The sequence below is a fragment of the Gordonia sp. NPDC003504 genome, assembly GCF_053587995.1.
In genome coordinates, this window is record NZ_JBSFPC010000004.1 from 314,330 (window position 1) to 340,398 (window position 26,069).

Sequence of the window (26,069 nt, forward strand, 5' to 3'; positions counted from 1 at the left end):
GAGTCCGGGCACTCGAGGCAGCGTGCCCGCGGTGCCTCGAGCGTCGGGATCAGCGGTGACCCCGATGTCGGGCGAGTCGCAGGCGTCCTCGAGCTCCTCGGCGTCGGTGACACCAGGCACTGCTCACACGCGCGGCGACCCGACGACTACAACAGAGTGACGCCGTTCGGCGCGGCGTCGGCGGCCACCGCCGAGTAGGCGGCCGCGATCAGCGACGGATCCGGTCCCTCGAGTCGCCCCGGCTTGGCGAGTCCGTCGAGGACGACGAAACGCATCACACCCGAGCGATTCTTCTTGTCCCCGGCCATGGTCGTCAGCAGGTCACCGAGCGCGTGGGCGTCGTAGGTGGTGGGCAATCCGACGAGATCGAGGATCGACTTGTGGCGGTCGGCAGTGGCGTCGTCCAGACGCCCGGCCAGGCGCGCGAGCTCGGCGGCGAACACCAGTCCGACGGCCACGGCGGCACCGTGGCGCCAGCGGTACCGTTCACGCCGCTCGATGGCATGGCCGAGGGTGTGCCCGTAGTTCAGGATCTCGCGGAGTGAGGCCTCTTTGAGGTCGGCGGACACCACGTCGGCCTTCACCTGCACCGACCGCCGGATGAGCTCCGGCAGCACTGCTCCGGTGGGATCGGTGGCCGCGGCCGGATCCGCCTCGATGAGGTCGAGGATCACCGGATCGGCGATGAAACCGGTCTTGATGACCTCGGCGAGGCCGGCAATGACCTCGTTGCGCGGCACGGTCTCGAGGGTGGCGATGTCGATGAGGACGGCGTCGGGTTCGTGGAAGGCCCCGACGAGATTTTTCCCGGCGTCGGTGTTGATGCCGGTCTTGCCGCCGACGGCGGCGTCGACCATGGCCAGCAGGGTCGTCGGGACGTGGATGACGCCGATGCCCCGCATCCAAGTGGCGGCGACGAATCCGGCGAGGTCGGTGGCCGCTCCCCCACCCAGCGACACGATCTTGTCGTTGCGTTTCAGGCCGATCCGGCCGCACACATCCCAGCAGAACTCGGCGACCTTGAGGTCCTTACCCGCCTCGGCGTCCGGGATCTCCACGCGATGTGCATCGAATCCCTTGTCGGACAGGAACTCCCTGATCTGTTCGGCGGTCTGCGCGAGGGTCGGCTGGTACAGGATGGCCACCCGGTCGGCACCGGCCGCAGCCTGCGCCAGATCACCGAGAAGGCCACGACCGATGATCACCTCATAGGGCGACGATGCGTTGACCGCGATGCGGACGGGTTCGGTCGACGTGGCGGGGTCGGTCATGACGTCCTCTCGGGAACTATTTCGCGAAGTTCGTGGGCGATGGCTGTGACGATCTCGTCGGCGACCTGCTCGGGATCACCGGCCGCGGCATCGACCTCGATGGTGGCCACTCCGGCGTAGGTGTCGGCGCGCTGCTCGAGCAATTCGCGGTATCGCGCAGCCGGTTCGGCGGACGCGAGCAGCGGCCGATCCGAACCCGACACCCGCGCGAAGCCGGATTCGGCACCGACACGCAGATGAATCACCCGGTGTCCGGCGAGGCCGTCGGCGACCGCCGGCGTCGTCACCGCACCACCTCCGAGTGCGACGATTCCGCGATGATTCTCCAAGATGTCGAGGACGACGTCGCGTTCGATCTCCCGGAACCGGATCGGTCCGGAACCGGTGAAGATCTCCGGGATCGTCTGCCCCACACGGTGTTCGATCTCGGTGTCGGTGTCGATGAAGTCGACACCGAGGCGATCGGCGAGAACCTTTCCGACGGTGGACTTTCCGGCCCCCATGAAGCCGATCAGGACCGCCGCCGGACGATCGGGCCCGCCGACCTGTGCACCGGTGTCGCCGGGGGCCGTCATGAGCGGGGCGGCCGGGTCGCGACGTGTTTCAGGTAGCCCCGCAGGTTCTCACTGGTCTCGGCCACCGAATCGCCACCGAACTTCTCCAGCGCGGCCTGCGCCAGCACGAGCGCAACCATCGACTCGGCAACCACACCCGCGGCCGGCACCGCACACACATCCGAGCGCTGATGGATCGCACTGGCCTGATCACCGGTGCTCATGTCGATCGTCGACAACGCCCGCGGCACGGTCGAGATCGGCTTCATCGCCGCCCGTACCCGGATGTCCTCGCCATTGGACATGCCGCCTTCCAGGCCACCGGCGCGGTTGGTGGACCGCAGCACACCGTCGGGGCCGGGCACCATCTCGTCGTGCGCCTGGCTACCGCGGCGGCGCGCGGTGGCGAAGCCGTCGCCAACCTCGACCCCCTTGATGGCCTGGATACCCATGAGGGCACCGGCCAGGCGCGCGTCGAGTCGGGTCTCGCCGCTCACGTGGGAACCGAGTCCGACCGGCACGTTGGTGGCGACCACCTCGACGACGCCGCCGAGGGTGTCGCCGTCCTTCTTGGCGGCCTCGATCTCGGCGATCATCTGAGTCTCGGCCGTCGTATCGAAGGCCCGCACCGGGCTGGCGTCGATGGCCTCGAGATCGGCGATCGTCGGGGCCGGACCCACATAGGGATCGCTCGCACCGATCGAGATGACGTGGGAGACGATGTCGATCCCGAGTACCTGACGCAGGAAGTTGCGGGCCACGGTCCCGGCGGCCACCCGGGCGGCGGTCTCGCGGGCACTGGCCCGCTCGAGGATCGGCCGTGCGTCGTCGAAGCCGTACTTGAGCATGCCGGAGAAATCGGCATGCCCGGGACGTGGCCGGGTCAGCGGCGCGTTCCGCGCACTGCCCTCGAGGTCGGCGGCGTCGACGGGATCGGCGGCCATCACGGTTTCCCACTTGGGCCACTCGGTATTGCCGATCTCGATCGCGATCGGCCCGCCCATGGAGCGGCCGTGACGCATGCCGCCGATCACGGTGACCTTGTCGGCCTCGAACTTCATCCGGGCGCCCCGGCCGTAGCCGAGTCGACGACGGGCCAATTGCAGGGCGATATCAGATGACGTGACCTCGACTCCGGCGACCATTCCCTCGACGATCGCCACGAGGGCCGGGCCATGGGACTCTCCGGCGGTTATCCAGCGCAACACAAGGATCAATTGTTCCATGCGCCGACGACGACCCCGACCGCGGCCGTGACCAGGAAGGCCCCGGCGAGTGCGGGCCCGTGCGGTCGGCGCACTCGTCCACCGCGACCGAGCACGAATTCGGCCAGCGTGATCACCTGCGCGATCAGCACCATCACCAGCGCCGACACCGGGTCGCCGAGCACACCACCGAGGACGAAGGCGAGCTTGGCGTCGCCGGCGCCACACGCACCTGCAAGGAATCCCAACAGGTAGGCCAGGGACCCGGCGGACGCCGCGGCCAACACGACGGGATGGATGCCGCCGGCGATGATCACCGCAGCGACACCAGGGACGATGGCGATGTTCGGTATCCGGGAATGCCGGTGATCGAATCCGGCGATCACCGCCAGCCACGCGAGGATCACCGAAGTTGCCGACGCTGTGACGGCCGCTGCAGGGGTCATCAGTGCAGTGTCACCGACGATGGGCACCACGCCACGTCACCGAAGCGGGCATCGCCGCCCACCTGTGAGCCCCGGAGGCTCTGGGGATGACGGTGAGGACGCGCGGGCGCCGGTCTGTCCGGTCGGCCCGCACCGGCTCACCCGGCCGCGGCGCCGATCACCGCCGCCATCGCCTCCCGCGGAGCGGGATACCCGGTGAACTGCTCCACCTGGGAGAAGGCCTGGTTCAACAACATCACCAGACCACCGACCACCCGTCCGCCGGCCTCGGTGACCGCGGCGGCGAGCGGGGTCGGCCACGGATCGTAGATCACGTCGACCACCCGGGCGGCCGCCGACAGCGAGCCGACCACGGCGGCGGCCCCCGCGGCGGGTGCGGTCGACACCGTCACCGCGGATTCGGCGCAGCGCCGGGTGAGCTCGTCGTCGGAGGCGAACGACAGCAGGGACGCGCGGACCCCGAGTCGGTCGGCGAGGTCGAGTACTCCGCGCGCCCGGTCGGCGCTACGGGCGACGACGGTCACGTCATCGACTCCGACCGCCACCAGCGCGGCGACGGTGGGCAGGGCTGTCCCACCGGCTCCGACGACGACGGCTGCGCGGGGCAGCGTGGCGCCGACCGTCTCGGGGAGCACCCCGAGCGCTGCGAGCGCGCCGGTCATCCCGTCGATGTCGGTGTTGTCGGCACGCCATCCGGTCTCGGTCCGGACCAGGGTGTTGGCGGATCCCACCAGTACCGCCCGCGGGGTGCGTTCGTCGGCGACCCCGAGGGCCGCCAGCTTCGCGGGCATCGTCACCGAGAACCCGACCTGCGCCGGGTTCGCCGAACGCACGATCGTCGGCAGTGTGTCGGCGGTGCATTCGGTACGCACGTAGGTCCAGTCGGCCAGGCCGAGGGCACGATATGCCGCCAGGTGCAGGTCCGGCGACCGCGAATGCGAAATGGGTGAGCCGAGAACCGCCGCGGCACGCGCATGTCGTCCGCCCACCGGCTCGGCCGGCATCGGTCGGTCCAACGGCAGAGGGCTCATCGGCACGTGATGAACCTGTTGCGGCACGCGGTACTGATGTTGCGCCGATGCTGATCGAAGTCGGCGGTGAACAGGGTCGTCCCCTTCGCGTCGACGGTGACGAAGTACAGCCAATCGCCGTCGGCGGGCTGCTCCATCGCCTCGAGTGCCTGCTCCTCGACCGCCCCGATCGGGGTGGGTGGCAGCCCCCGGATCACATAGGTGTTCCACGGCGTACCGGCCCGCAGGTCCTCGTCGTGCACGTTGAGGTCGACCACCTGAGCGGTGTAGTTGGCCGTCGAGTCGAACTCCAGCCTCTGACCCTTGTCCAACCGGTTGAGGATGACCCGGGCCACCTTGGGGTAGTCGGCCGGATTGACCTCGCCCTGCAGCAGCGAGGCCGCGACCAGCGTCTGGTACGGGCTCAGACCGGAGCTGTTGTTGCTCAACAGCCCCCACTTCTCATACGTCGCGGCGCTCTGGGTGATCAGTGTGTGCAGGATCTCGGTGGCCGACTGACCCGGGTCGATCGATTCCCATGTCCCGGGGGCGATGAGACCCTCGATCCGACGATGGTCCCCGTCCAGACCGGTCACCGCGGCGCGCGCCCACGACGGAATCCCCAGGTCGGTGACGCTCCCCTGCGCGGCGGCGTCGTCGAGTTGCTCGACGGTCACCCCGATCCGTCGGCCGTTGATGTCCACCCCGGTCTGATTGGCGATCATCTCGAAGATGCCCGGGGTGACCCGCCCGGAGGTGTCCCGCTTGGTGTCCACCGGGGTGCCCGGGGGAACCACGATCCGCCCGACGCGGTGCGCCGCATCCGGATCGGAGATCATCTCGACCGCCGTCGACGCCGGGATCTCGGTGCGCATCTTGTAGTACCCACTCGACAACGACGCATCACCCGCGGCATCGACAAAGGCGTGCACGCTGCCGACCACGTCGTCGTCGACGAGGATCTGCCCCATCTGCTTGATCGTCGTGTCATCGGGGATGTGCACCAACACGTCGCCGGTGCCCTGGGCATTCGTATAGTCCTTACGCGAATCGAGCAATCCCGCCTTCTTCGCGCCCACCAGACCGACCCCGACCACCAGCAACAACACCACGACGGCGGCGATGATCATCCCGATCCGACGACGCCGACGGCGGCGGATGCCGGCGGGCCGCCGATCCGGATGATCGTCGACCGGTGCTCCGTCGGTCTCTGCGACGACGGTGTCGGCGACGGTCCGGTGATCGGCGGTGTCGTGCGCGATGACCGTGTCGTGGGCTGCGGTACCGGCGAAACCGGATCCACCCTCGTCCGACTCGGTCGGATCTGCCAGTGCCGCAAGCGCTCCGGGCGCCACCACCCGTGACGTGACGGACGTCGGATCGACCGTCTCGGTGGGCATCTCATCGGTGCCTAACCCGTCGAGGTCGCTCTGCTCGGTCTGCTCGGTGCCGATCTGGTCCGCATCGACGTCTTCTTCGAGTGGAGCGGTGGGCGTCGCGGCGCTGACCGACTGCTCGGAGACCGACTCTTCGGTGACCGACTCTTCGGTGACCGACTGCTCGGTGACCGACTGCTCGGAGACCGGCTGCTCGATGACCTCGGTCGCAGGCTCGGGACGCTTGCGCAGGTCGGTGACGGCGGCCTCGTCGACCGTCGGCGTCGCGACCGGCGCCATCTTGCGGGTGTCGACCGTGGTGTCGATCGTGTCGGTGCGAGCCACCCGGGCCCGCATCGAGGTCGGCGCCAACCCCGTCGGGGCGGCGCCCGGTGAGGCCGGCGCGCTGCTGCGGTTCGGGCCGGGGGTGGTCGCAGGAGCCGGACCGGCGGTGCCGTCCGCGCGACGCCGGCGGTGCCGGGTGCTGGGTCGCCCCTCGACCGATTGCGTGAAGTACCGCAACCGTTCGGGATCCATGCTCCCGCCGGTGTGATCGGACTGCTCTCGATGGCGACTCCGATGCCGTTCGTCGGTCACCGCGGATACCCTCCCTGGTTCCGGTTCGACGGTGTGGCTGCTCGCCGCACCGCCCCCCGGCACGTGCGCACTTCACGCAGCACCAACGCTGCGTGACGATCGGACTCTCCGATCGATGGACGTCGGCCGAATGCGCGCGGACTCATCGTCGCGCGTCCAACCATCCCTGCAGAATAGCGACCGCGGCCGCCTGATCAATGACCCCGCGCGAAGACTTTGCCGAACGGCCGCTGGCGCGCAATGCCTGCGCCGCGGTGACCGTAGTGAGACGCTCGTCCACATACTCCACCCCGACCGGCGCAATTGCACTGGTCAGGGCGTCGCCGAACTCCCGGGCCGCCGCCACCGCGACGCCATCGGTGTTGCGCAGGGTCTTGGGCAATCCGATGATCACGCCGATCGCCTCGTACTCGGCCACCAGCGTCGCGATCCGGGCGATGTCGGTGCCACCGGAACTGTCGCGACGCACGGTTTCCACCGGCGTGGCGAGGATGCCGTCGGGATCGCAGACCGCCACACCGATGCGCACACTGCCCACATCGATGCCGAGGCGACGTCCCCGCTGCAATGGCATCAGCCGAGCAACTCGCGAATCCGGCGAACCGCCGCGTCGACGCCGTCGGGATCGGTGCCCGATCCCTGCGCGAGATCCGGTTTGCCACCGCCGCGGCCGCCGACGAGTCCGGCGATGTCCTTGACGATGTCACCGGCCTTGGTGCCCGCGGACCGCGCCGCGTCGGTGGTGGCGATGACGAACGGCACCTTGGTGTCGGCACCGTCCCCGGTGGTCGAGAAGAGCGCGACGACCGCCGCCCGATCGGCGACCCGGCCCCGCAGATCGGTGGCCACCGACCGCAGACCGTTCGCGTCCAGGCCCGGCAGGATGCCGCTGACCAGCAGTGTCGAGCCCACCGTCGTCGCCTCGTCGAGCAGTCCGGAGGCCGCCGCGCGTGCCGCGTCGGCCCGCAACTTCTCCACCTGCTTCTCGGCGTCGCGCAGCTTCGTGACGAGGGACTCGACGCGTCCGGGCACCTCCTCGGAGGGCACCTTCAACGACGACGCCAGCCCGGCGAGCAGGGCGCGTTCCTTGGACAGATAGCGGAACGAGTCCATCCCGACGTAGGCCTCGACACGTCGGACACCCGATCCGACCGAGGATTCACCGATCACCGTCACCGGCCCGATCTGCGCCGACGATGCGACGTGGGTACCACCGCACAATTCCATCGAGAACGGCCCGCCGATCTCGACGACGCGGACCTCGTCGCCGTAGTTCTCGCCGAACAGGGCGAGCGCCCCCATCGCCTTGGCCTCGGTCAACCCGGTCTCGAAGGTGTTCACCGGATAGTTGGCCTCGACCGCGGCGTTGCTGATCTCCTCGATCTCGGTGCGCTGCGCCTCGGTCAGTGCCGAGCCGGAATGGAAGTCGAAACGCAGGTATCCGGGCCGATTGAGCGAGCCGGCCTGCGTGGCGCTCGGACCGAGGACCTGCCGCAGCGCGGCGTGGACCATATGGGTTCCGGAGTGTCCTTGGGTGGCGCCGTGCCGCCACGCCTGGTCGACCGCCGCGATCACCTCGTCGCCCTCGACGATCTCCCCGGCCTCGACCACCACACTGTGCAACCACACGGTCTTCCCCGCACGCTGGACATCACGCACCCGCAGGCGGGCACCGGTGCTGGTGGTGATGCTGCCGGTGTCGGCCATCTGACCGCCGGACTCCGCGTACAGCGGTGTGCGGTCGAGGATCACGGTCAGTTCCTGACCCGCGGTGGCGTTGCGTACCCGCACCCCGTCGGCGATGAGTCCGAGGACCCGGGCCTCCGACACCAGCTCCTCGTAGCCGGTGAACTCGGTGGGACCGCGGTCGAGGAACTCGCGATAGATGCCGGCGTCGGCGTGCCCGGTCTTGCGGGCGGTCGCATCGGCCTTGGCGCGGGCCTTCTGTTCGGCCATGAGTTCGGTGAAACCGGTCTCGTCGACCTTCAGCCCGGCCTCCGCGGCCATCTCCAGGGTCAGATCGATCGGGAAGCCGTAGGTGTCGTGCAGGGTGAAGGCGTCGTTGCCGGACAAAATCGTCTTGTCGGCCTTTTTGGTGGCCGCGGCCGCGTCGGCGAACAGCTTGGTGCCGGCGGCGAGGGTCTTGGCGAAGCTGTTCTCCTCCCCCTCGGCGACGGTGAGGATGTGGTCCCGCTGCGCGGCGAGTTCCGGATACGACGGGGCCATCAGGTCGATCGCCATGCCGACGAACGCCCCGATCGTCGGTCCCTGCGCGCCGAGGAGACGCGCCGAGCGGACGACGCGCCGCAGGAGTCGGCGCAGCACGTAGCCACGGCCGTCGTTACCGGGCAGCACGCCGTCGCCGATGAGCATCGCCGAGGTGCGAGTGTGGTCGGCGATGACGCGGAATTTCACGTCGTCGTCGTGATGGCCGGCGCCGTAGGCGCGTCCGGTGACCTCGGCGGCGAGGTCGATGATCGGCTTGAGCAGATCGGTCTCGTAGACGTTGTCGACACCCTGCAGCAGGCATGCGACACGTTCGATACCCATGCCGGTGTCGATGTTCTTCTTGGGCAGCGGCCCGAGGATCTCGTAGCCCTCCTTGCCGCCGCCGGGACCGCGGACGTTCTGCATGAACACGAGATTCCAGATCTCGATGTAGCGGTCCTCGTCGGCCTCCGGGCCACCCTCGACGCCGTAATCGGGGCCGCGGTCGTAGAAGATCTCCGAACACGGCCCGCACGGCCCGGGCACACCCATCGACCAGTAGTTGTCCTTCAGACCACGCCGCTGGATGCGCTCGGCGGGCACCCCGATCTCGTCGCGCCAGATGGACTCGGCCTCGTCGTCGTCGAGATAGACCGTGGGCCACAGCTTTTCAGCCGGGATGCCGTATCCGCCGTCCTCGACGCTGTTGGTCAGCAGCGTCCAGGCGAAGTTGATGGCGTCGCGCTTGAAATAGTCGCCGAAGGAGAAGTTGCCGGCCATCTGGAAGAACGTGTTGTGGCGGGTCGTGATGCCGACCTCGTCGATGTCGAGGGTCCGGACGCACTTCTGCACGCTGGTCGCACGATCGAACGGCGGCGTCTGTTCACCGAGAAAGTACGGCTTGAACGGCACCATGCCCGCGTTGACGAACAACAGGTTCGGGTCGTCGAGGATGAGCGAGGCACTGGGCACCTCGGTGTGCCCGGCGGAGATGAAGTGATCCAGGAATCGCTTCCGGATGTCATGCGTCTGCACTGCGGTGTCGTCCTCGGGAAGTGGTTGGGCTATCTGCGACTTACCAGCCTACCGTCGAGTACTTCCCGGCGATCTCACCGGCGCCGGGATACGCCCGCCACGCCTGCCACACCCGGCTCGTGAGCGGCGGACAGTGAGAGAGCGCTATCAGTGGGTGAGAGAGCGCCGTCAGTGAGGAGCCGAGCGCTATCAGTGAGGGCGAGAGCGCAGTCAGTCGGTGAGAGAGCGCTGTCAGTGTGATCGCGAGCGTGAGGTCACCCGCCGGATGATGGATCGCAGTTTGTTGACCCGCGGCCCGATCTCACGTTCGAAACCGTGGTCGGTGGGTTCGTAATAATCGACGCCCACCAGATCATCGGGTGGATACTGTTGCGGCACAACACCATCGGGGTCGTCATGGGGATACCGGTAGCCGACCCCGCTGCCCAGCGTCTTCGCGCCGGCGTAGTGACTGTCACGCAGATGAGCGGGTACCGCGCCGGCCTTCCCAGCCTCGACGTCGGCAAGTGCGGCGCCGATCGCGGTCACCACCCCCGCCGACTTCGGGGCGGTCGCGAGATGAATCGTGGCCTGGGTGAGGGCCAGTTTGGCCTCGGGCATGCCGACCAGCGCGACCACCTGTGCGGCGGCCACGGCCGTCTGCAGTGCGGTCGGATCGGCCATGCCGATGTCCTCGCTGGCGTGGATCATCAGCCGTCGTGCGATGAATCGCGGGTCCTCCCCCGCGCTGATCATCCGGGCCAGATAGTGCAGCGCGGCATCGACGTCGGACCCGCGGATCGACTTGATGAACGCCGAAGTGACGTCGTAGTGCTGGTCGCCGTCCCGGTCATAGCGCACGGCGGCCTTGTCGATGGCCGCCTCGACGTCGGCGAGATCGACCGGCGGCACGGCGTCACCCTCGTCCGGGTCCGTGTCGGAGAGCACCGTGTCGGCGGCCGCCTCCAACGCCGTCAGTGCGCGACGCGCATCCCCGCCGGCGACGGCGACGAGATGGTCGTAGGCGGCGTCGGTGACCGCGACCCGGCCGCCGAGCCCACGGTCGTCGGCGACGGCGCGCCGCAGCACCTCGCGGATGTCGTCGTCGGTGAGCGATCGCAGTCGCAGCACCAGCGATCGGGACAGCAGCGGCGACACGACCGAGAAGGACGGATTCTCGGTGGTGGCCGCCACCAGCAGCACGATGCGGTTCTCCACCGCGTGCAACAGTGCGTCCTGCTGGGTCTTGGAGAAGCGGTGGACCTCGTCGATGAACAGAACGGTCTGCTCGCCGTCGACGAGTCGGCGACGGGCGACCTCGATGACCGCACGCACCTCCTTGACCCCGGCCGACAGCGCCGACAACGCCTCGAACCGACCACCGGCGGCCGTCGAGATCAACGACGCCATGGTGGTCTTGCCCGTCCCCGGTGGGCCGTAGAGCAGGACCGATGCCGCACCGGACCCGCTGATCAGGCGCCGCAGAGGTGACCCGGTTCCGAGCAGATGCTGCTGACCGACGATCTCGTCGAGGGTGCGCGGACGCATCCGCACGGCCAGCGGCCCAGTCGGCGACGATCCGGTGACACCGGCCCCGGTGTCACCGCTGGTGGGCATTCCGGGAGGCTCCGGTGGCTCGAACAGTGCGTCCATCTCGAGGGTCAGGAGAGCCACACCCGGTGCAACGCCACACCCATCGCGGTCGCGAAGTCGGCGATCTCCGGATCGACCGACGCCGCCGCCGTCGCCAGATCCGACCACCGCGCGACGATCACCCGAGGATCGTTGGTGTGCAGGGCCCAGTCGTGGGCGTAGTGCGAGCCGACCGCCTCGTCGGCGTCGATGTCGACGGTGTCCAGATCGAGGTCGCCGATCCCCAGTCCGTCGATCCTCACACCGTCGACGGCGGTGCCGTCGAGGTCGCGCAGGTCGACACCGTGGGCAGCGAGATCCTCGTCCCCGTGGCCGACGGGCAGGTGCGCGGCACCCCCGATGTCGGCGTCGTCGTCGGGCAGCATCCAGATCGTCGACAACCACACCCAGAGCAGCCGTGCGATCACCAGGGTGCGTTGCAGGTCGCCGTCCCGACGCAGCGCCGGCCAGATGCCGTGGACCTCCGAACGCCACGCATCGACCATGGCGATCTCCAGGTCACCGTGCCGATCGAGGGCCTGCGGGCCCAGTTGCGCGGCGAAGGTGACCAACGCGTAGGCGATGTCGAGGCTGGCGTCCCGGAAGCCACCCCACTCGTAATCCATGAACTGCACGCCCGCCTCGTTGAGCAGGATGTTCTCCGGGCCCACATCCGACGGGCTGAAGGCGCGGTGATCGCCCTCGTCGAAGAGCCGGCAGGCGGTGTCGAGCGCGCGGACGACGCTGCACCCCATCTCGACGCCGAGATCGGCGGCCCGGGCACGGGCCACCCGTGACGCGCGCAGTGCCTCCTCACGCAGCAGGTCACCGCCCTGGGTGCCGGCCGGTCCGCGCCGGACCAGCGCCGCGAAGTCTCCTTCGCCACCGACGGTGGCCGCGTGCATACGGCCGAGCGCCTGACCCCACGCGCTGATCGCCCGGGAGGTCTCGACCACATCGGTCCCGGCGAGCAGATCGGTCATGGCGTTGCCTCGTCCGAGGTCGGACAGCACCATCAGTCGTACATCCGGATCCGATGCGATCAGCTGCGGGCCCGGCCGGGACTCGGTGGGCAGCGCGGTGGCGTACTTGTAGGACGCGATCTCGCGGTGGAACGCGTGCGGATCCTCGTGTTGCGGCAGGGCCTTGATGACGAGGGTGCGATCCATCGACAGCGGATTCTGGGCGACTCGTACGCGCACCACGATGGTGCGCCCACTTCCACCGAGATCCTCCGGTTCGGCGAGCACCACCGGCGAACCGGCTCGATGCGACAACAGGGCCTCTGCTGCACGCACCACACTGGTGATGCGGCTTTCTGTGATGACCGTCATGGCGCCTTCCACGCTACCCAAAGACACCGACAGACGTCAGTGCCGCATTCGTTTCGTGATCGTTCAGATGACCCCGCGCAGCGCCGAGATGGTCGGCGGGATGGCCGCTGACCTCAGCCGATCCCCTCATCGGGGGACCATTTCGGTGACGCCGGCGGTGCGGAGCGACCCACCGCGGCGGGTTCGTCGGTGGATGATTCGTCGGTGGATGATTCATCGGTGGATGATTCTTCGGGGGACGATTGCTCGGGGGACGCCGACCTCCCCGCGAGCGCCCCGTCCCCGGGGTCGATGCCGTCCTCGAGGGGACTGACATCGACGGAGACATCGATCTCGCTGCGCGTCGCATCGGTGTAGATCACCCCACGCAACGGCGGCACATCGTCGTAGTCACGGCCCCACGCCACCGTCACATGACGCTCGTCGACGAGTTTGTCGTTGGTCGGATCGAACGCCAGCCAGCGGTCACCGGGCAGCCACACCGCGGCCCACGCATGGCTCGCATCGGCGCCGAAGGTGCGTTCCCGGCCGGGCGGCGGATCGGTGGCCAGGTATCCGGATTCGTAGCGCGCGGCCAGCCCCACCGACCGGAGGCAGGCGATCGCGACCCGCGCGAAGTCCTGGCAGACCCCTTCGCGACGCGACATCACGGTGTCGACCCGCGTGCTGATCGCCGTGGCGCCGGACTTGTAGGTGAAATCGCGGAAGATCCTCGAGGTCAGGTCGACGACCGCATCGATCAGCGGCCGCCCCGGGGTGAACACCTCACGTGCGTAGTCCCGGACCGCGTCGGTGATCTCCGGCGGGTCGAGATCGAGGGTGAACTCGGCGGCCAGACCCGCACCGGCGGCCACCGGACGGGCCTCCTCCCACGGCGCCCGTACGGCGGGACTGACCAGTAGACCCGAGTCGATCGGGTCGACCTCGACCACCGACGTCCCGGTCACCACCAGCGCCAGGTGATCGGCGTGCACATGGAAGTAGGTGTCGGTGTTGCCATACGCGTCGAGTCCCGAGGACCGGTCGTCGGGATCGGGATCGATCGTGACGTCGGTGTCGAGGACCCGCTGGTGCGGCAGCTCGCGCGGGGTCAGATAGCACCGGCCGTACGACGAGGACACCTCGGCGTCGTAGGTGTAACAGGTCCGGTGGATCACCCGGTACCGGCGAGTGGTCGGCACGGTCGAGGTCGCCTCGGGTGCGCTCACGTGTCACCACCTCCGACACCCCAGATCGGCTGGGCGGGCAGCGGCGGCGCAAACCGGGTGCGCGTCAACGTATCCGACAGGTCGGTGGATCCTTCACGCAGAGTGGTCAACAGTTCGACAAGGTCGCCGCGATGTCCGTCGTCACCCAGTGCCCCCAGGTCGGCGGGATCGATGCGCCGCAGTTCGGCCGTCATCTCCTCGACGATGCGTTCGGCCACCGCCGACCGGAGTTCCTCGGGCAGTCCGGTCAGATCGGACCGGAGCCGGTCGAGCTGATAGATCATCGCCCGCGGATTGGTCTCGTCGAACAGCAGCAACTGCACGACCGGCAGCAGCTGATACAGCCCGCGGCTGCGTCGACGGTAGATGACCGCCGATTCGTTGGCGATCAGGAACGATTCGAGCAGCGCCTGCTCCACCGACGTCTCGTGCGGCGACGCGAACAGAGTGGCGGTCAGGTCCGCGAGGGTGATGATGCGCTCGATCCGGCGTCCGACGTCCATCAGCAACCACGCGGCGTCGTGCACCATCGACTCCGCCTGCAACCCCGACAACCCGAGCACGCCGTGCAGGATGTCCTCGTGGGTGCGGGCCAGATCGGGTCCGAGATCCAGCGCAGCGTCCCCGAAGATCCCGTCGGTGCGCGCACCGGTGGCGGTGTCGATCTCGTGGGCGCGCCCGACTTGCCGCGCCAGGGTCTCCATCGCCCGTTCCATCGGCGTCAGCACCATCCACGTGCTTGTCGACATCTGATCGCGGACGGCGCGTGCGGTCGCGACCAGACGTTCGACCGCGTACGCGACGGTGCCGGGCACCCACCGGTCGATGGTCAGATCGGTGATCCGCACGATGGCCTCGTTGACCTGTGCCGGCGACGGATGCCGATTGACGTCCTCGACCAGCAGATCCGCGGTGTGCAGGTGCTCGGCGGTGCCGGTCACCGTGGCCACAGCATGCAGCAGCAGCGGCACGGCCGAGGTGCCGTTCATCCACGGCCGGTACTGGAAGTCCTGGTAGCGCTCGCGGGCCACCTTGGCCAGCCGGGTCACCAGTTCGGTCCGTTCGCCGTAACGACCGAACCAGAACATGTCGGCGAGCACGCGTGGGCTCGCGCCGGCGGCGACCTCCTGATAGTCGGAGACCGACACCCGCTCCGGACGGATCGTGATGACCTCTTCGGCCGGTTCCCCGCGGGTTTCGGAGCGGCGCGACACGTGCCCGCCGACCTCGGTGCTGGTCACCCACACGTCCTTGGCCGCGACCGTCTGCAACGCCGCACCGCCGACGCCGTCGGCGAGCACCGATCCCAGTCCACCCGGCATCACCGCATAGGTGGGGCCCTGCGCGACGCTGAACGCGCGGACCGACACCGGCGCCGCACGGAGCACGCCCCCGGCACGTCCGGGGAACGCACCCTGGGTCATCGTCGGTGCCACCGAGTAGTGCTCGATGGTGCGCGCCACCCAGTCGATGCCGCGCACGCCGATGCGGTCGGTCAACTCCTCGCGTTTGGCCCTGTCGAGGAGCGGGCCGATCAGCTCGTCACCGGTTCGGACGTTCGTCAGCACGAGGCGGTCGAGATCGGCGAGGACCTTGGTGCGCTGCAGGTCGTCGCCGGCCCACAACGTCGGCACCGACGGCAGGGCGAGTTCCTCGTCGAGAAGGACCGGGGCGATGCGGTCGAGCACCGTGTGCAACGCCGGGTTCTCACACACCCCACTGCCCAGGGTATTGACGACGGTGACGGTGCCGCGCGAGATGGCCTCCACCAGCCCGGCCACACCCAACCGGGAATCGGTACGCAGGTCCAGCGGGTCGGCGTAGGCGGCGTCGAGTCGGCGCAGGAGCACGTCGACGCGTTTGAACTTGCCCAGCGACCGCATATAGACCGCGCCGTCGCGGACGGTGAGGTCGGCACCCTCGACCAACGGCACACCGAGCGTCGAGGCGAGATAGGCCTGGTCGAACGCCGTTTCGGACATACTGCCCGGACTCAGCACGGCCACCGTCGGATCGTCGACGCCGCGCGGCGCGTAGTCGAACAGGGCCAGACGCAGGGTTCCGGCGAACGTCGTCATCGGTCGCGGCGCGCACGACTGGAACAGTTGCGGGAAGGTCCGCGAGACCAGCCGCCGGTCGACGATCGCGAACCCGATGCCCGACGGTGCCTGGGTGCGGTCGGCATAGGTGACGAAACCGCCGTCGGGCATCCGACACAGGTCGACCGCGTGCAGGAACAGAGCATGCGGACCCGGGACCTGCAGTCGCGCGGCCTTACGGATGTAGCCGGGATGGCCGAACACCATCGCCGGCGGCACCAGGCCCGAGGTGATGAGCTTCTGATCGCGATAGAGGTCACGCAGGATCAGGTCGAGCAGCATCGAGCGCTGCGTGATCGCCTTCTCCAGCGAGGCCCACTCGACGCCGTCGACGATGAGCGGCACCGGATCGACCTGCCACGGCCGGGCGTCTGTCGCCGACCCGTCGAAGGCGTTGTAGACGACACCTTCGTCACTCGTCGCCGATGCCAGCCGCGCGGCGGCAGCGGCCAGCCGCGCATCGCCGCGCATGCCGTAGCCGGAGACCAGCTCGTCCCATGCCGGACGCACCGCGCCGTTGGCGTCGAGCATCTCGTCGTAGTGGCCCATTCCGGCGGCGCCGGGATCCGTGTCGGCGGCACCAGGATCCGGGTCGGCAGCAGCGGCGACCGCGCCCTCACCGAGCTGGTCGAGATCGAACAGCGCAAATCCGTCGGAGCGATACCGGTCGAACACCGCGGGTAGCCGACCACCCGCAGAAACAGTCACCGGAGAACTGTACGTGCCCGGCGTAGATCGAGTACCGCCGGGACCCCGGCGTCGACGGCCTGCCGGGCCTGACGCTCCCGCAACAGCCCGACGTCGAGGTCTCCGCTGGTGTGCCCGGAGGCCTCGAAGCGGCCGTTGCGCCGCGATTCGGCCTCCACCGCGTTGACCGGCGGCCGGTCGTAGGCGCGTCCACCCGGGTGGACGACGTGATACGTCGCGCCGCCCACCGAACGTCCGTTGACCGTGTCGACGAGGTCGAACGTCAGAGGCGTGTCGATGGTGATCGTCGGATGCAGGGAGCTCGGGGGCTGCCACGCCCGGAACCGGATGCCGGCGACACGTTCGCCGGTACGGCCGGTGCCGCGCAGCGGTACCGGGTGCCCGTTGCAGGTCAACACGTACCGATCGTCGTCCCCGCCGGTGACGCGGACCTGGACGCGTTCGATCGACGAGTCGACGTAGCGGGCCGTGCCGGTCCCGGTGGATTCCTCACCGAGGGTGTTCCACGGCTCGATCGCGCCGCGCAGCTCGACCTCCTGGTCACGGATCTGCACGGTGCCCAACCGCGGGAACCGGAACTCGGTGAACGGGTCGAGCCACGAGGTGTCGAACGGATACCCGGCCTCGCGCAGTTCCTCGGCCACCAGTGCGATGTCGGAGATGATGTAGTGCGGCAGCAGGTACTTGCCGTGCAGGTCACCGCCGTGGCGGATGAGACGTGCCCGGTAGGGGTGCTCCCAGAACCACGACACCAGCGAACGCACCAGCAGCGACTGGACCATCGCCATGCGGTGATGCGGCGGCATCTCGAAGCCGCGCAGTTCCAGCAGGCCGAGGCGGCCGCGTGGCGAGTCGGGGCTGTAGAGCTTGTCGATGCAGAACTCGGCGCGGTGGGTGTTGCCGGTGATGTCGGTGAGCAAATGCCGCAGGGCACGGTCGGTGACCCACGGGTTCGGCGGCGCGTCCGCGCTCTCACCGGCGGGTGCCTTCTCCGACAGCCGGTCGATCTCGGCGAACGCGATCTCCAGTTCGTACAGCGCCGATTCGCGCCCCTCGTCGGCACGCGGTGCCTGCGACGTGGTTCCCACGAATTTGCCGCTGAACAGGTAGGACAGCGCAGGATGCCGCTGCCAATAGGTCAGCATCGAGACCAGCAGGTCGGGGCGGCGCAGCAGCGGCGAATCGGCCGGGGTGGGCCCGCCCAGGGTGATGTGGTTACCACCGCCGGTGCCGCCATGACTGCCGTCGAGGTCGAAGGTCTCGGTCCCCAGCCGGGTGTGGCGGGCGTGCTCGTACAACGACGCCAGCAACTCCGACTGGTCGGCGAAGCTCGTCGTGGGCTGGATGTTGACCTCGATGACACCCGGGTCGGGGGTGACGGTCAGGGTGGTCAGACGCGGATCCGCGGGCGGTCCGTATCCCTCGATGACCACCGCGGTCGAGGTGGCCGCGGCGGCCTCCTCGATCATCCCGACGATCGCCAGATACTCCTCGAGGGTGGCGGTCGGCGGCAGGAACACGAACATCGTGTCGCCGCGCTTCTCGGCGACGACCGCCGACCGCGGGACGAAGGCGGCCGGGTGCATGTCGATGACCTGGTAGCCCAACGTCTCTGCCGGATCGTCGGGCAGCGCCTCGTGCGGCGCGGACGGGTCGGCGACGAACATCGCCGGCGCCGGTCCCCACGACAGTGAGTTCAACGGCAGCCGCAGCCCTGCCGGCGAAGTGCCCGCGGTCAGTACCAGCCGACCGCGTCGGGTGGTCCAGCGGGCACTGTTCCACGCGGTCTCGTCCTCGGACCGGCTCAGCGGCAACACATAGGCGGTCGGGTCGACCACGGCGGCGTCGAGGCGTTGCAGCAGGTCGCGACGCGCTTCGGTGGAGTCCGCGGGCGGTTCGATGTCGGTGTCGGGATCGTCGATTTCCACGGCGGCCTCGGCCCGCGCGAAGGCGCGGGCGGTCGGCGTGGTCGGGTCCATGCCCGGATCGCCGGGCGGCAGCGCGGCCAGTTCACGCATCCGCACGAGCGGATCCTCGAAGGCCGGCATGACCTGCGACTCGGGCAGGCCCAGCGCACCGGCGAACGACAGCAGCAACTTCTCGGCGGCCGCCGCACCCTCGGCGGTGGGTGCCGGTCCGGCGATCTCGGTGGCGATGGACTCGTCGGCGGCGCTGCGGCTCGACCACGGGTCGGCGAGCAGTTCCGGACGTGTCCAGATCGGCTTGCCGTCTTCTCGCCACATCAGCGCGATCTGCCAGCGCGGGAGCGGTTCACCCGGATACCACTTGCCCTGACTGCGTTGCACGAGTCCCTGCGGCGCGTAGTCCTTCTGCAGGCGGCCGGCCAGCTCGGAGGCCAGTTGACGTTTGTGTGGACCGTCGGCGGCGGTGGTCCATTCCGGATCGCTCTGATTGTCGATGCTGACGAAGGTCGGTTCGCCGCCCATCGTCAGGCGAACGTCACCCGCCTTCATCTTGGCGTCCACCACGGCGCCGAGGTCGACGACCCGTTCCCACTGGGAGGCCGTGTAGGGCAACGTGACCCGCGGGTCCTCGTGGTAGCGGCTGACGGTGTTGGAGAAGTCGAGGGTGGCGTGGCACGGGCCGGTGGCCCCGGTGATCGGCGCGGCCCCGCCCGGGCTGGGCGTCGCGGCGAGCGGGATGTGTCCCTCACCGGCGAACAGTCCCGACGTCGGGTCCATCCCCACCCAGCCGGCGCCGGGCAGATAGACCTCGGTCCAGGCGTGCAGGTCGGTGAAGTCGGCGTCGGGTCCGGACGGACCGTCGAGCGACTTCACATCGGAGGTCAGCTGCACCAGGTACCCGGAGACGAAGCGGGCGGCCAGGCCCAGCTCCCGCAGCAACGCCACCAGCAGCCACGCCGAGTCACGGCACGACCCGATCGCCGAGGACAGCGTGTACTCCGGACTCTGCACACCCTGCTCCAGACGCACGGTGTAGCCGACGGCCTGCTGGACCGCCTGATTGAGTCCGACGAGGAAATCGATGACGCGGATCTTCTTCGTCGGCAGATGCCGCGCCGCGAACTCGGCCACGTCCGGATGCACCGGGGCCCCGGCGAACTCGCCCTCGTTGACCCCGACGGGCCGCAGGTAGACCTCGAGGTCCTCCTTCAGCTCGGCCGGGTACTCGAAGCCGTAGTGCTCGGCCCAGTCCTCGATGAAGAAGTCGAACGGATTGATCGCCGTGAGGTCGGCAACCAGACTGACCGTGATCGACAGGGATTTGGCGGGCTCCGGGAAGACAAGGCGCGCAAGGTAATTGCTGAACGCATCCTGCTGCCAGTTGAGGAAGTGATCACTTGGCTCGACCTTGAGTGAATACGCCTCGATCGGGGTCCGCGAATGTGGGGCCGGGCGGAGCCGGACCACATGCGGAAAGATCTTGACGGGTCGGTCGAAGGCGTAGCTGGTGCGATGCTCCAGCGCGACCTTGATGGTCATGGGTCGACCACCTCTCTATCGGTCACCGGGTGAACTCGGGCGATGAGTCCTTACGGGGTCAAATCTCATCACAGATGTTGCGGTTGTGCCCGCCGTGCGACGGGCGTCACCGGCGAGGTCGATCAGCTGTCGGCGGAAGCGGGTGCGTCGGCCACCGCGGCATCGGCGGCCGGCGCGTGGCGGACCACCGGCTTGGCATCGATTCCCGACTCCTTGCGCTGCTGCGCGGTGATCGGCGCCGGGGCCTCGGTCAACGGATCCACGCCACCACCGGACTTGGGGAAGGCGATGACCTCACGGATCGACGACTCCCCGGCGAGCAGGGCGGTGATGCGGTCCCAGCCGAAGGCGATGCCCCCGTGCGGCGGGGCACCGAAGGCGAACGCGTCGAGCAGGAAGCCGAACTTCTCCTGCGCCTCCGCCGGCCCGATGCCCATGATCTCGAAGACCCGTTCCTGCACGTCGCGGCGGTGGATACGGATCGACCCACCACCGATCTCGTTGCCGTTGCAGACGATGTCGTAGGCATAGGCCAGCGCCGCACCGGGATCGGACTCCAGATGCTCGAGCGACTCCGGTGTGGGTGAGGTGAACGCATGGTGCACCGCGGTCCACGCACCCGATCCGACCGCGACGTCACCGGCCGCGGTCGCCTCACCGGTCGGCTCGAACAGCGGGGCGTCGACGACCCACACGAACGCCCAGTCGGCGGTCGCGGGATCGATGACCTCCCCGGGGGCCGGGATCAGGCCCTGACGGGTCGCGATCTCGACCCGCGCGGCGCCGAGCAGCGCCCGCTGGGCCTTGGCCGGTCCGGCCGCGAAGAACACGCAGTCCCCCGGCGCCGCGCCGACATGGGCTGCCAGCCCCGCGCGTTCGGCGTCGGAGAGGTTCTTGGCCACCGGCCCACCGAGCGTGCCGTCCTCGCCGATGAGGACGTAGGCCAGGCCCTTGGCGCCACGCTGCTTGGCCCACTCCTGCCAGGCGTCGAGCGTGCGCCGCGGCTGCGCCGCACCGCCCGGCATGACGACCGCACCCACGTACGGCGCCTGGAAGACCCGGAACGGGGTCTGCGCGAAGTACTCGGTGCACTCCACGAGCTCGATCCCGAATCGCAGGTCGGGCTTGTCGGTGCCGTACCGGCGCATCGCGTCGGCGTAGGTCATCCGCGGGATCGGGGTGGACAGTTCGACGCCGACGAGGCGCCACAACGCCACCAGAACCTCCTCGGCGAGGGTGATCACGTCATCCTGGTCGACGAAACTCATCTCGACGTCGAGCTGGGTGAACTCCGGCTGCCGGTCGGCCCGGAAGTCCTCGTCGCGGTAGCAGCGGGCGATCTGGAAGTAGCGTTCCATGCCGGCGACCATCAGCAGCTGCTTGAACAACTGCGGGCTCTGCGGAAGCGCATAGAAGTTACCCGGCTGCAGTCGCGCGGGCACCAGGAAGTCGCGCGCGCCCTCGGGAGTGGACCGGGTCAGTGTCGGCGTCTCGATCTCGACGAAGTCGCGGGCCAGCAGCACACCGCGGGCGGCGGCGTTGACCTTCGAGCGCAGCCTCAGCGCCGCTCCCGGACGGTCCCGACGCAGGTCGAGGTAGCGGTAGCGCAGCCGCGCCTCCTCCCCGGGCGACTCATCGAGCTGGAACGGCAACGGCGCCGACTCGTTGAGCACGTGCAGCTGCGCCGCGTTGATCTCGATCTCCCCGGACGGCAGATTCGGGTTCTCACTGCCCTCGGGGCGGACCTCGACGACACCGGTCACCGCGATGCAGTACTCGGCGCGCAACCGATGCGCGGCCGCGGCGACCTGCTCGTCGCGGAACACGACCTGCACCAGTCCGCTGCTGTCACGCAGATCGATGAACACCACGCCACCGTGGTCGCGCCGGCGGGCCACCCATCCGGCGACGGTGACGGTCTGCGTGGCGTCTGCGCGGCGCAGAGATCCGGCCTGATGCGTGCGAAGCACTGGAGTCCTTCCTGGGGTGGAAAAGCTGGGGTGGAAAAGTCGGTGGGACGAATGCCCGGGTCAATCGTACGTAGCCGCCCGCGGCGTCGGCCCACCCGGTTGGTACCGCGGCCCGACCGGGTGGCGGCAGGCCACGCCAGAGTGGACCGAACACCCCGGGATGTCCGTGTTTCGTCGGTACGCTTCCCCCATGACCTTTCAGGGCAGTGGTCCCCTCGACACCGGGAACGTCTCCGGCGGCGGGGGCGGCGGAGGTGGCGGCGGACGCATCGCGCTCGGAGGCGGTGCCGGCCTGATCATCACGATCGTCGCGCTGCTCTTCGGGGTGAATCCGGGTGACATCCTGGGCGGCGGAGGCACCGGCACGTCGACGAATTCCGCCGCGTCGTCGGAGATCCAGCAGCACATCGACTCGTGCACCGTGGAGATGGCCAATCAGGGTGACGAGATCTGTCGCATCGTGGCCACCACGAACAGCCTCGACACGGTCTGGCCGACCCTGATGAGCAGCTACACACCGCCCAAGACCGTCATCTTCAACGATTCGGTGAACACCGCGTGCGGCGCCGCCACGTCGGCGACCGGGCCGTTCTACTGCCCCGCCGATCAGACCGCGTATTTCGATCCGTCGTTCTTCCGGACGCTGGAACAGATGGGCGGCAGTGACGGTGCCCTCGCCCAGGAATACGTCGTCGCCCACGAGTACGGGCATCACGTGCAGAACCTGACCGGTGCCCTGCAGAAGGGCCAGCAACTCGGGTCGCAGGGACCGCGATCGGGTTCGGTACGTGTCGAACTGCAGGCCGACTGCCTGGCCGGGGTGTGGGCCAATCACGCCGACGACGACAACCTGCCCTTCGCACTCAATGACCTGACCCAGGATCAGATCGCCGGGGTCATCCAGACCGCCAAGGCGATCGGCGACGACACGATCCAGGGTTCGAACTCCAACCCGGAGGGCTGGACCCACGGGTCGGCGCAGCAACGCGCCCGGTGGTTCACCGTCGGCTATCAGAGCGGTGACCCCAAGCGGTGCGACACGTTCGCGACCAACGACCTGTGACGGCCACGACGCCGGGACCGACGCCGGGATCACCGGGGGCGCGACCCGCGACGCCGGTCGATGCGCTCGCCGCGGCCCACGTGACGGCCATGGCGGCCGCCGACCCGATCCTGGCCACCGAATTCGGTCTGCCGGGCCACGATCACGCGCTGACCGATTTCTCGCCGGACGCCGTCACGGCGCGCGCCGATCAGGTACGCGCGACCTTGGCTGCGCTGTCCGCCACATCCCCCACCGACGACGTCGACCGCGTCACGATCGCCACGATGACCGCATCCCTGCGCCGCGAACTGGCGCTGGCCGATGCGGGCGAGTCGACCGGCGTGTGCAACGTGATCACCTCCCCGCTGCAGGCCATCCGCGACGTCTTCGACCTGATGCCCACCGCCACAGAAGCGGCTCGGGCCGATGTCGTGGCACGGCTCGCGGCCATCCCGGACAGCCTGGCGGGCGCGATCGCCGGCCTGGATCACCGCCTGGCCACGGGCCCACCGTTCGCCCGTCGCCAGGTGCTGCTCGCCGCCGAGCAGGCCGACACGGCACCCGCCGCGATCACGGCCACGACGGGCGCGATCGACGCCGATCCGGCACTGGCCACCGACCTGCAGCGCGCCACGCAGCGGGCCGGGGCCGCCTTCGCGGCGTACGCCGATCACCTGCGAACCCGGATCGCGCCCGGCGCCTCCGACGCTGATGCGGTCGGCCGGGATCGCTATCTCCTGCACCTGCCGCATTACCTCGGCGCCGACGTCGATCCGGACGAGGCGTACGCGTGGGGCCTGACGCAGTTGGCACAGATCACCGCCGAACAACGCGAGATCGCCGCGGCCCTGGGCCACGGCGGTGACGTGGCGGCGGCACTGGCGCATCTGGACGCCGATCCGCGGTATCAGATCCACGACAAGACGGCCTTCGTCGACTGGATGCAGCAGACCTCCGACGACGCAGTGGCCGGCCTGGCCGGGACCCACTTCGACATTCCGACCCGACTGACGCGACTGGAGTGCCGATTGGCCCCGTCGTCGACGGGCATCATCTACTACACCCAGCCCAGCGCGGATCTGACCCGGCCCGGACGCATGTGGTGGGCGGTGCCGCCGGCCCAGACGGTGTTCCACACCTGGCAGGAGAAGACCACCGTCTACCACGAGGGGGTGCCCGGCCATCACCTGCAGCTCGGGTCGGCCATCGTCGACGACGACCTGAACGCCTGGCGCAAGCTGGCGTCGTTCACGTCCGGACACGGGGAGGGCTGGGCCCTCTACGCCGAACGCCTGATGGCCGAGCTCGGGTGGCTCGACGATCTCGGTGACCGGATGGGAATGCTGGATTCGCAACGACTTCGGGCCGCACGCATCGTCGTCGACATCGGTGTGCACTGTGGCCTGCGGGCACCAGAGCACCTCGGCGGTGGCGTCTGGGATGCCGACAAGGCGTGGACCTTCCTCACCTCGTCGGTGGCGATGGATCGCGCGGTGCTGCGATTCGAACTGGACCGCTACCTCGGCTGGCCCGGTCAGGCACCGTCCTACGCTCTCGGACAACGGGTCTGGCAGCAGACCCGCCAGGCCGCCCTGGCCGCGCACCCGGAGTGGACGCTCAAGGATTTCCACACCCGGGCGTTGGCGTTGGGTGGGGTGAGCCTCGACGTGCTGGTCGGCGAGATGACCGACGCGGCGTAGCGCGACGCCGAGTCGTCGGCGATGATCGGGCGCATGGGATTGCTGCGCCGCTCGCCGATCTTGTCCGACCGGGGCCCGAAGCTCACTCCGGTCGAACGGGACACCGCCCGGCGCCGGGCCCAGCGTGCGGCGTGGGCGGCCCGCACCAGCGTGACCATGACCGCGCGGCGTGCCTACCGCGATTACCGCGCCACGGCCGGTGACCGGTTCATGGCGTGGCCGCTGTGGGAGCGGCACTACCGCGAGGCCTATCGGGGTGGCGCGGCGCACTCGTCCGGGGAGCAATTCTCCAGTTGGGACGATTGAGACGAACCCCGGTGGCGCCCCGGCACTCCCGAGTACCGTGAGCCCATGACGGCCGATTCCGCCCCCACCGAATCCATTCCGGCCACCGACGCCGATTATCCGGATGCGTCGGTGCGTTACGGGCCCGCCCGGTCCCAGCTCGCCGACATCTTCGAGCCCGCCGAACCGACCGATTCGCTGGTGATCCTGCTGCACGGCGGATTCTGGCGGGAATCCGACCGCACCCGCACCTGGCCGGTGGGACGCGAACTCTCCGGCGCCGGACATCTCACCGCGGCCGTCGAATACCGCCGTGGGCCGGGGAGCTGGGCCGACGCCTTCGACGACGTGATCGGCGCGATCGACGAGATCGGGCTCAGCGGAAGGGAATTCACCATAGGAAACGACGCGCCGCGGGTGACGACCCTGGTCGGCCATTCGGCCGGCGGCCAGCTCGCGCTCTGGGTGGCCGGTCGCGCTTCGCTGCCCGAGGGAAACCGTTGGCGCACAGAGCATCCGACCATCACCGGAGTGGTCGCGCTCGCGCCGATCGCCGATCTGGCCCGTGCCGCCGAACTCCGTCTCGGCGACGACGCGGTCGCCGAATTCCTCGGCGGCACTCCCGAAGAGATCCCCGAGGTGTATGCCGTCGCCGACCCGGTCCGCCTCGCACCGGCTGTGGACGTCCACATCCTGCACGGCGCCGACGATGTCGATGTCCCGGTCGAACTGTCCGAACGGTATGTGGCACAAGCGAAGCCATCTGGGGACTCGAACGTGTCACTCGAGGTGGTCGACGGCATCGGCCACGAGTCGTGGGCCGATCCGGCCGGGCCGGGGTGGCGGCACCTGGTCGGCGCACTCGATCGGGTGACCGCGCGACGGTGACCTGAGTCAGGTGATCTCGACCAGGCAGGCGGTCGGGTAATGCGGATCGGAGGAG

19 protein-coding genes are annotated in these 26,069 nt (G+C 69.1%); 5 read left to right on the top strand and 14 right to left on the bottom strand.

Features of this window, described 5'->3' with window-relative positions:
• Positions 1 to 146: 146 nt before the first annotated feature.
• The 6 genes from aroB to ACWDPV_RS10850 form a co-directional block, all read right to left on the bottom strand.
• Positions 147 to 1,271, bottom strand: a complete 1,125-nt coding sequence (gene aroB, locus ACWDPV_RS10825) for a 3-dehydroquinate synthase (RefSeq protein ID WP_449742953.1) — start codon at positions 1,269 to 1,271, stop codon at positions 147 to 149.
• Complete coding sequence (locus tag ACWDPV_RS10830; protein WP_449742954.1) at positions 1,268 to 1,846, bottom strand: shikimate kinase; 579 nt, start codon at positions 1,844 to 1,846, stop codon at positions 1,268 to 1,270. Before ACWDPV_RS10830 ends, aroB begins: the two co-directional genes overlap by 4 nt.
• Positions 1,843 to 3,051 (bottom strand): chorismate synthase, encoded by a 1,209-nt coding sequence (aroC, locus tag ACWDPV_RS10835; protein ID WP_449742955.1) that lies wholly within the window; start codon positions 3,049 to 3,051, stop codon positions 1,843 to 1,845. The genes ACWDPV_RS10830 and aroC overlap by 4 nt, the downstream gene beginning before the upstream one ends.
• Positions 3,039 to 3,476, bottom strand: a complete 438-nt coding sequence (locus ACWDPV_RS10840) for a prepilin peptidase (protein WP_449742956.1) — start codon at positions 3,474 to 3,476, stop codon at positions 3,039 to 3,041. The genes aroC and ACWDPV_RS10840 overlap by 13 nt, the downstream gene beginning before the upstream one ends.
• A gap of 137 nt (positions 3,477 to 3,613) precedes the next feature.
• Positions 3,614 to 4,507 (bottom strand): shikimate dehydrogenase, encoded by an 894-nt coding sequence (locus ACWDPV_RS10845; RefSeq protein WP_449742957.1) that lies wholly within the window; start codon positions 4,505 to 4,507, stop codon positions 3,614 to 3,616.
• Entirely contained in the window at positions 4,504 to 6,207 is a 1,704-nt protein-coding gene (locus tag ACWDPV_RS10850; protein ID WP_449742958.1) for an endolytic transglycosylase MltG, read from the bottom strand. The genes ACWDPV_RS10845 and ACWDPV_RS10850 overlap by 4 nt, the downstream gene beginning before the upstream one ends.
• Between ACWDPV_RS10850 and ACWDPV_RS10855 the strand changes: the two genes are divergently transcribed.
• A complete protein-coding gene (locus ACWDPV_RS10855) occupies positions 6,191 to 6,415 on the top strand; it encodes a hypothetical protein (protein WP_449742959.1) in 225 nt (74 codons plus the stop codon). The two genes, ACWDPV_RS10850 and ACWDPV_RS10855, sit on opposite strands and share 17 nt — an antisense overlap.
• Before the next feature lie 186 nt (positions 6,416 to 6,601).
• Here ACWDPV_RS10855 and ruvX read toward each other — a convergent pair whose 3' ends face one another.
• From ruvX to aspS, 8 genes are all read right to left on the bottom strand, one after another.
• Positions 6,602 to 7,033, bottom strand: a complete 432-nt coding sequence (gene ruvX / locus ACWDPV_RS10860) for a Holliday junction resolvase RuvX (protein ID WP_449742960.1) — start codon at positions 7,031 to 7,033, stop codon at positions 6,602 to 6,604.
• Positions 7,033 to 9,702, bottom strand: a complete 2,670-nt coding sequence (gene alaS / locus ACWDPV_RS10865) for an alanine--tRNA ligase (RefSeq protein ID WP_449742961.1) — start codon at positions 9,700 to 9,702, stop codon at positions 7,033 to 7,035. Before alaS ends, ruvX begins: the two co-directional genes overlap by 1 nt.
• 231 nt (positions 9,703 to 9,933) lie before the next feature.
• The gene (locus tag ACWDPV_RS10870) at positions 9,934 to 11,334 is read right to left on the bottom strand and encodes a replication-associated recombination protein A (protein WP_449743004.1); all 1,401 of its coding nucleotides are present in this window, start codon (positions 11,332 to 11,334) and stop codon (positions 9,934 to 9,936) included.
• Positions 11,335 to 11,342: 8 nt separating this feature from the next.
• Positions 11,343 to 12,647, bottom strand: a complete 1,305-nt coding sequence (locus ACWDPV_RS10875; RefSeq protein ID WP_449742962.1) for a hypothetical protein — start codon at positions 12,645 to 12,647, stop codon at positions 11,343 to 11,345.
• Between the two features lie 113 nt (positions 12,648 to 12,760).
• Positions 12,761 to 13,855 carry a transglutaminase family protein gene (locus ACWDPV_RS10880; RefSeq protein WP_449742963.1) on the bottom strand — a complete coding sequence of 365 codons (1,095 nt, stop codon included), beginning with the start codon at positions 13,853 to 13,855 and terminating at the stop codon, positions 12,761 to 12,763.
• Positions 13,852 to 16,662, bottom strand: coding sequence for a circularly permuted type 2 ATP-grasp protein (locus ACWDPV_RS10885; RefSeq protein ID WP_449742964.1), 2,811 nt, complete (start codon positions 16,660 to 16,662; stop codon positions 13,852 to 13,854). Before ACWDPV_RS10885 ends, ACWDPV_RS10880 begins: the two co-directional genes overlap by 4 nt.
• Positions 16,659 to 20,126 carry a transglutaminase family protein gene (locus ACWDPV_RS10890; RefSeq protein WP_449742965.1) on the bottom strand — a complete coding sequence of 1,156 codons (3,468 nt, stop codon included), beginning with the start codon at positions 20,124 to 20,126 and terminating at the stop codon, positions 16,659 to 16,661. The genes ACWDPV_RS10885 and ACWDPV_RS10890 overlap by 4 nt, the downstream gene beginning before the upstream one ends.
• Before the next feature lie 122 nt (positions 20,127 to 20,248).
• Positions 20,249 to 22,096 (bottom strand): aspartate--tRNA ligase, encoded by a 1,848-nt coding sequence (aspS, locus tag ACWDPV_RS10895; RefSeq protein WP_449742966.1) that lies wholly within the window; start codon positions 22,094 to 22,096, stop codon positions 20,249 to 20,251.
• Between the two features lie 190 nt (positions 22,097 to 22,286).
• Here aspS and ypfJ point away from each other — a divergent pair, with 190 nt between their 5' ends.
• The 4 genes from ypfJ (at position 22,287) to ACWDPV_RS10915 (ending at position 26,014) form a co-directional block, all read left to right on the top strand.
• On the top strand, positions 22,287 to 23,159 hold the full coding sequence (gene ypfJ / locus ACWDPV_RS10900; RefSeq protein ID WP_348803663.1) for a KPN_02809 family neutral zinc metallopeptidase: 873 nt from the start codon (positions 22,287 to 22,289) through the stop codon (positions 23,157 to 23,159).
• Between the two features lie 89 nt (positions 23,160 to 23,248).
• Positions 23,249 to 24,841: a DUF885 domain-containing protein gene (locus tag ACWDPV_RS10905; protein WP_348803928.1), complete on the top strand. Its 1,593-nt coding sequence runs from the start codon at positions 23,249 to 23,251 to the stop codon at positions 24,839 to 24,841.
• Between the two features lie 33 nt (positions 24,842 to 24,874).
• On the top strand, positions 24,875 to 25,147 hold the full coding sequence (locus ACWDPV_RS10910; protein WP_449742967.1) for a hypothetical protein: 273 nt from the start codon (positions 24,875 to 24,877) through the stop codon (positions 25,145 to 25,147).
• Between the two features lie 45 nt (positions 25,148 to 25,192).
• Entirely contained in the window at positions 25,193 to 26,014 is an 822-nt protein-coding gene (locus ACWDPV_RS10915; RefSeq protein WP_348803661.1) for an alpha/beta hydrolase family protein, read from the top strand.
• The last annotated feature ends 55 nt before the right edge of the window (positions 26,015 to 26,069 follow it).

Excerpts from the sequence above, each read along its gene's own strand:
- ACWDPV_RS10890 (WP_449742965.1), bottom strand. The coding sequence starts at position 20,126 with ATGACCATCAAGGTCGCGCTGGAGCATCGCACCAGCTACGCCTTCGAC.
- ACWDPV_RS10845 (WP_449742957.1), bottom strand. The coding sequence starts at position 4,507 with ATGAGCCCTCTGCCGTTGGACCGACCGATGCCGGCCGAGCCGGTGGGC.
- ruvX (WP_449742960.1), bottom strand. The coding sequence starts at position 7,033 with ATGCCATTGCAGCGGGGACGTCGCCTCGGCATCGATGTGGGCAGTGTG.
- aroB (WP_449742953.1), bottom strand. The coding sequence starts at position 1,271 with ATGACCGACCCCGCCACGTCGACCGAACCCGTCCGCATCGCGGTCAAC.
- ACWDPV_RS10840 (WP_449742956.1), bottom strand. The coding sequence starts at position 3,476 with ATGACCCCTGCAGCGGCCGTCACAGCGTCGGCAACTTCGGTGATCCTC.
- ACWDPV_RS10875 (WP_449742962.1), bottom strand. The coding sequence starts at position 12,647 with ATGACGGTCATCACAGAAAGCCGCATCACCAGTGTGGTGCGTGCAGCA.
- ACWDPV_RS10915 (WP_348803661.1), top strand. The coding sequence starts at position 25,193 with ATGACGGCCGATTCCGCCCCCACCGAATCCATTCCGGCCACCGACGCC.
- ACWDPV_RS10870 (WP_449743004.1), bottom strand. The coding sequence starts at position 11,334 with ATGGACGCACTGTTCGAGCCACCGGAGCCTCCCGGAATGCCCACCAGC.
- aroC (WP_449742955.1), bottom strand. The coding sequence starts at position 3,051 with ATGGAACAATTGATCCTTGTGTTGCGCTGGATAACCGCCGGAGAGTCC.
- ypfJ (WP_348803663.1), top strand. The coding sequence starts at position 22,287 with ATGACCTTTCAGGGCAGTGGTCCCCTCGACACCGGGAACGTCTCCGGC.
- ACWDPV_RS10905 (WP_348803928.1), top strand. The coding sequence starts at position 23,249 with ATGGCGGCCGCCGACCCGATCCTGGCCACCGAATTCGGTCTGCCGGGC.
- ACWDPV_RS10910 (WP_449742967.1), top strand. The coding sequence starts at position 24,875 with ATGGGATTGCTGCGCCGCTCGCCGATCTTGTCCGACCGGGGCCCGAAG.
- ACWDPV_RS10830 (WP_449742954.1), bottom strand. The coding sequence starts at position 1,846 with ATGACGGCCCCCGGCGACACCGGTGCACAGGTCGGCGGGCCCGATCGT.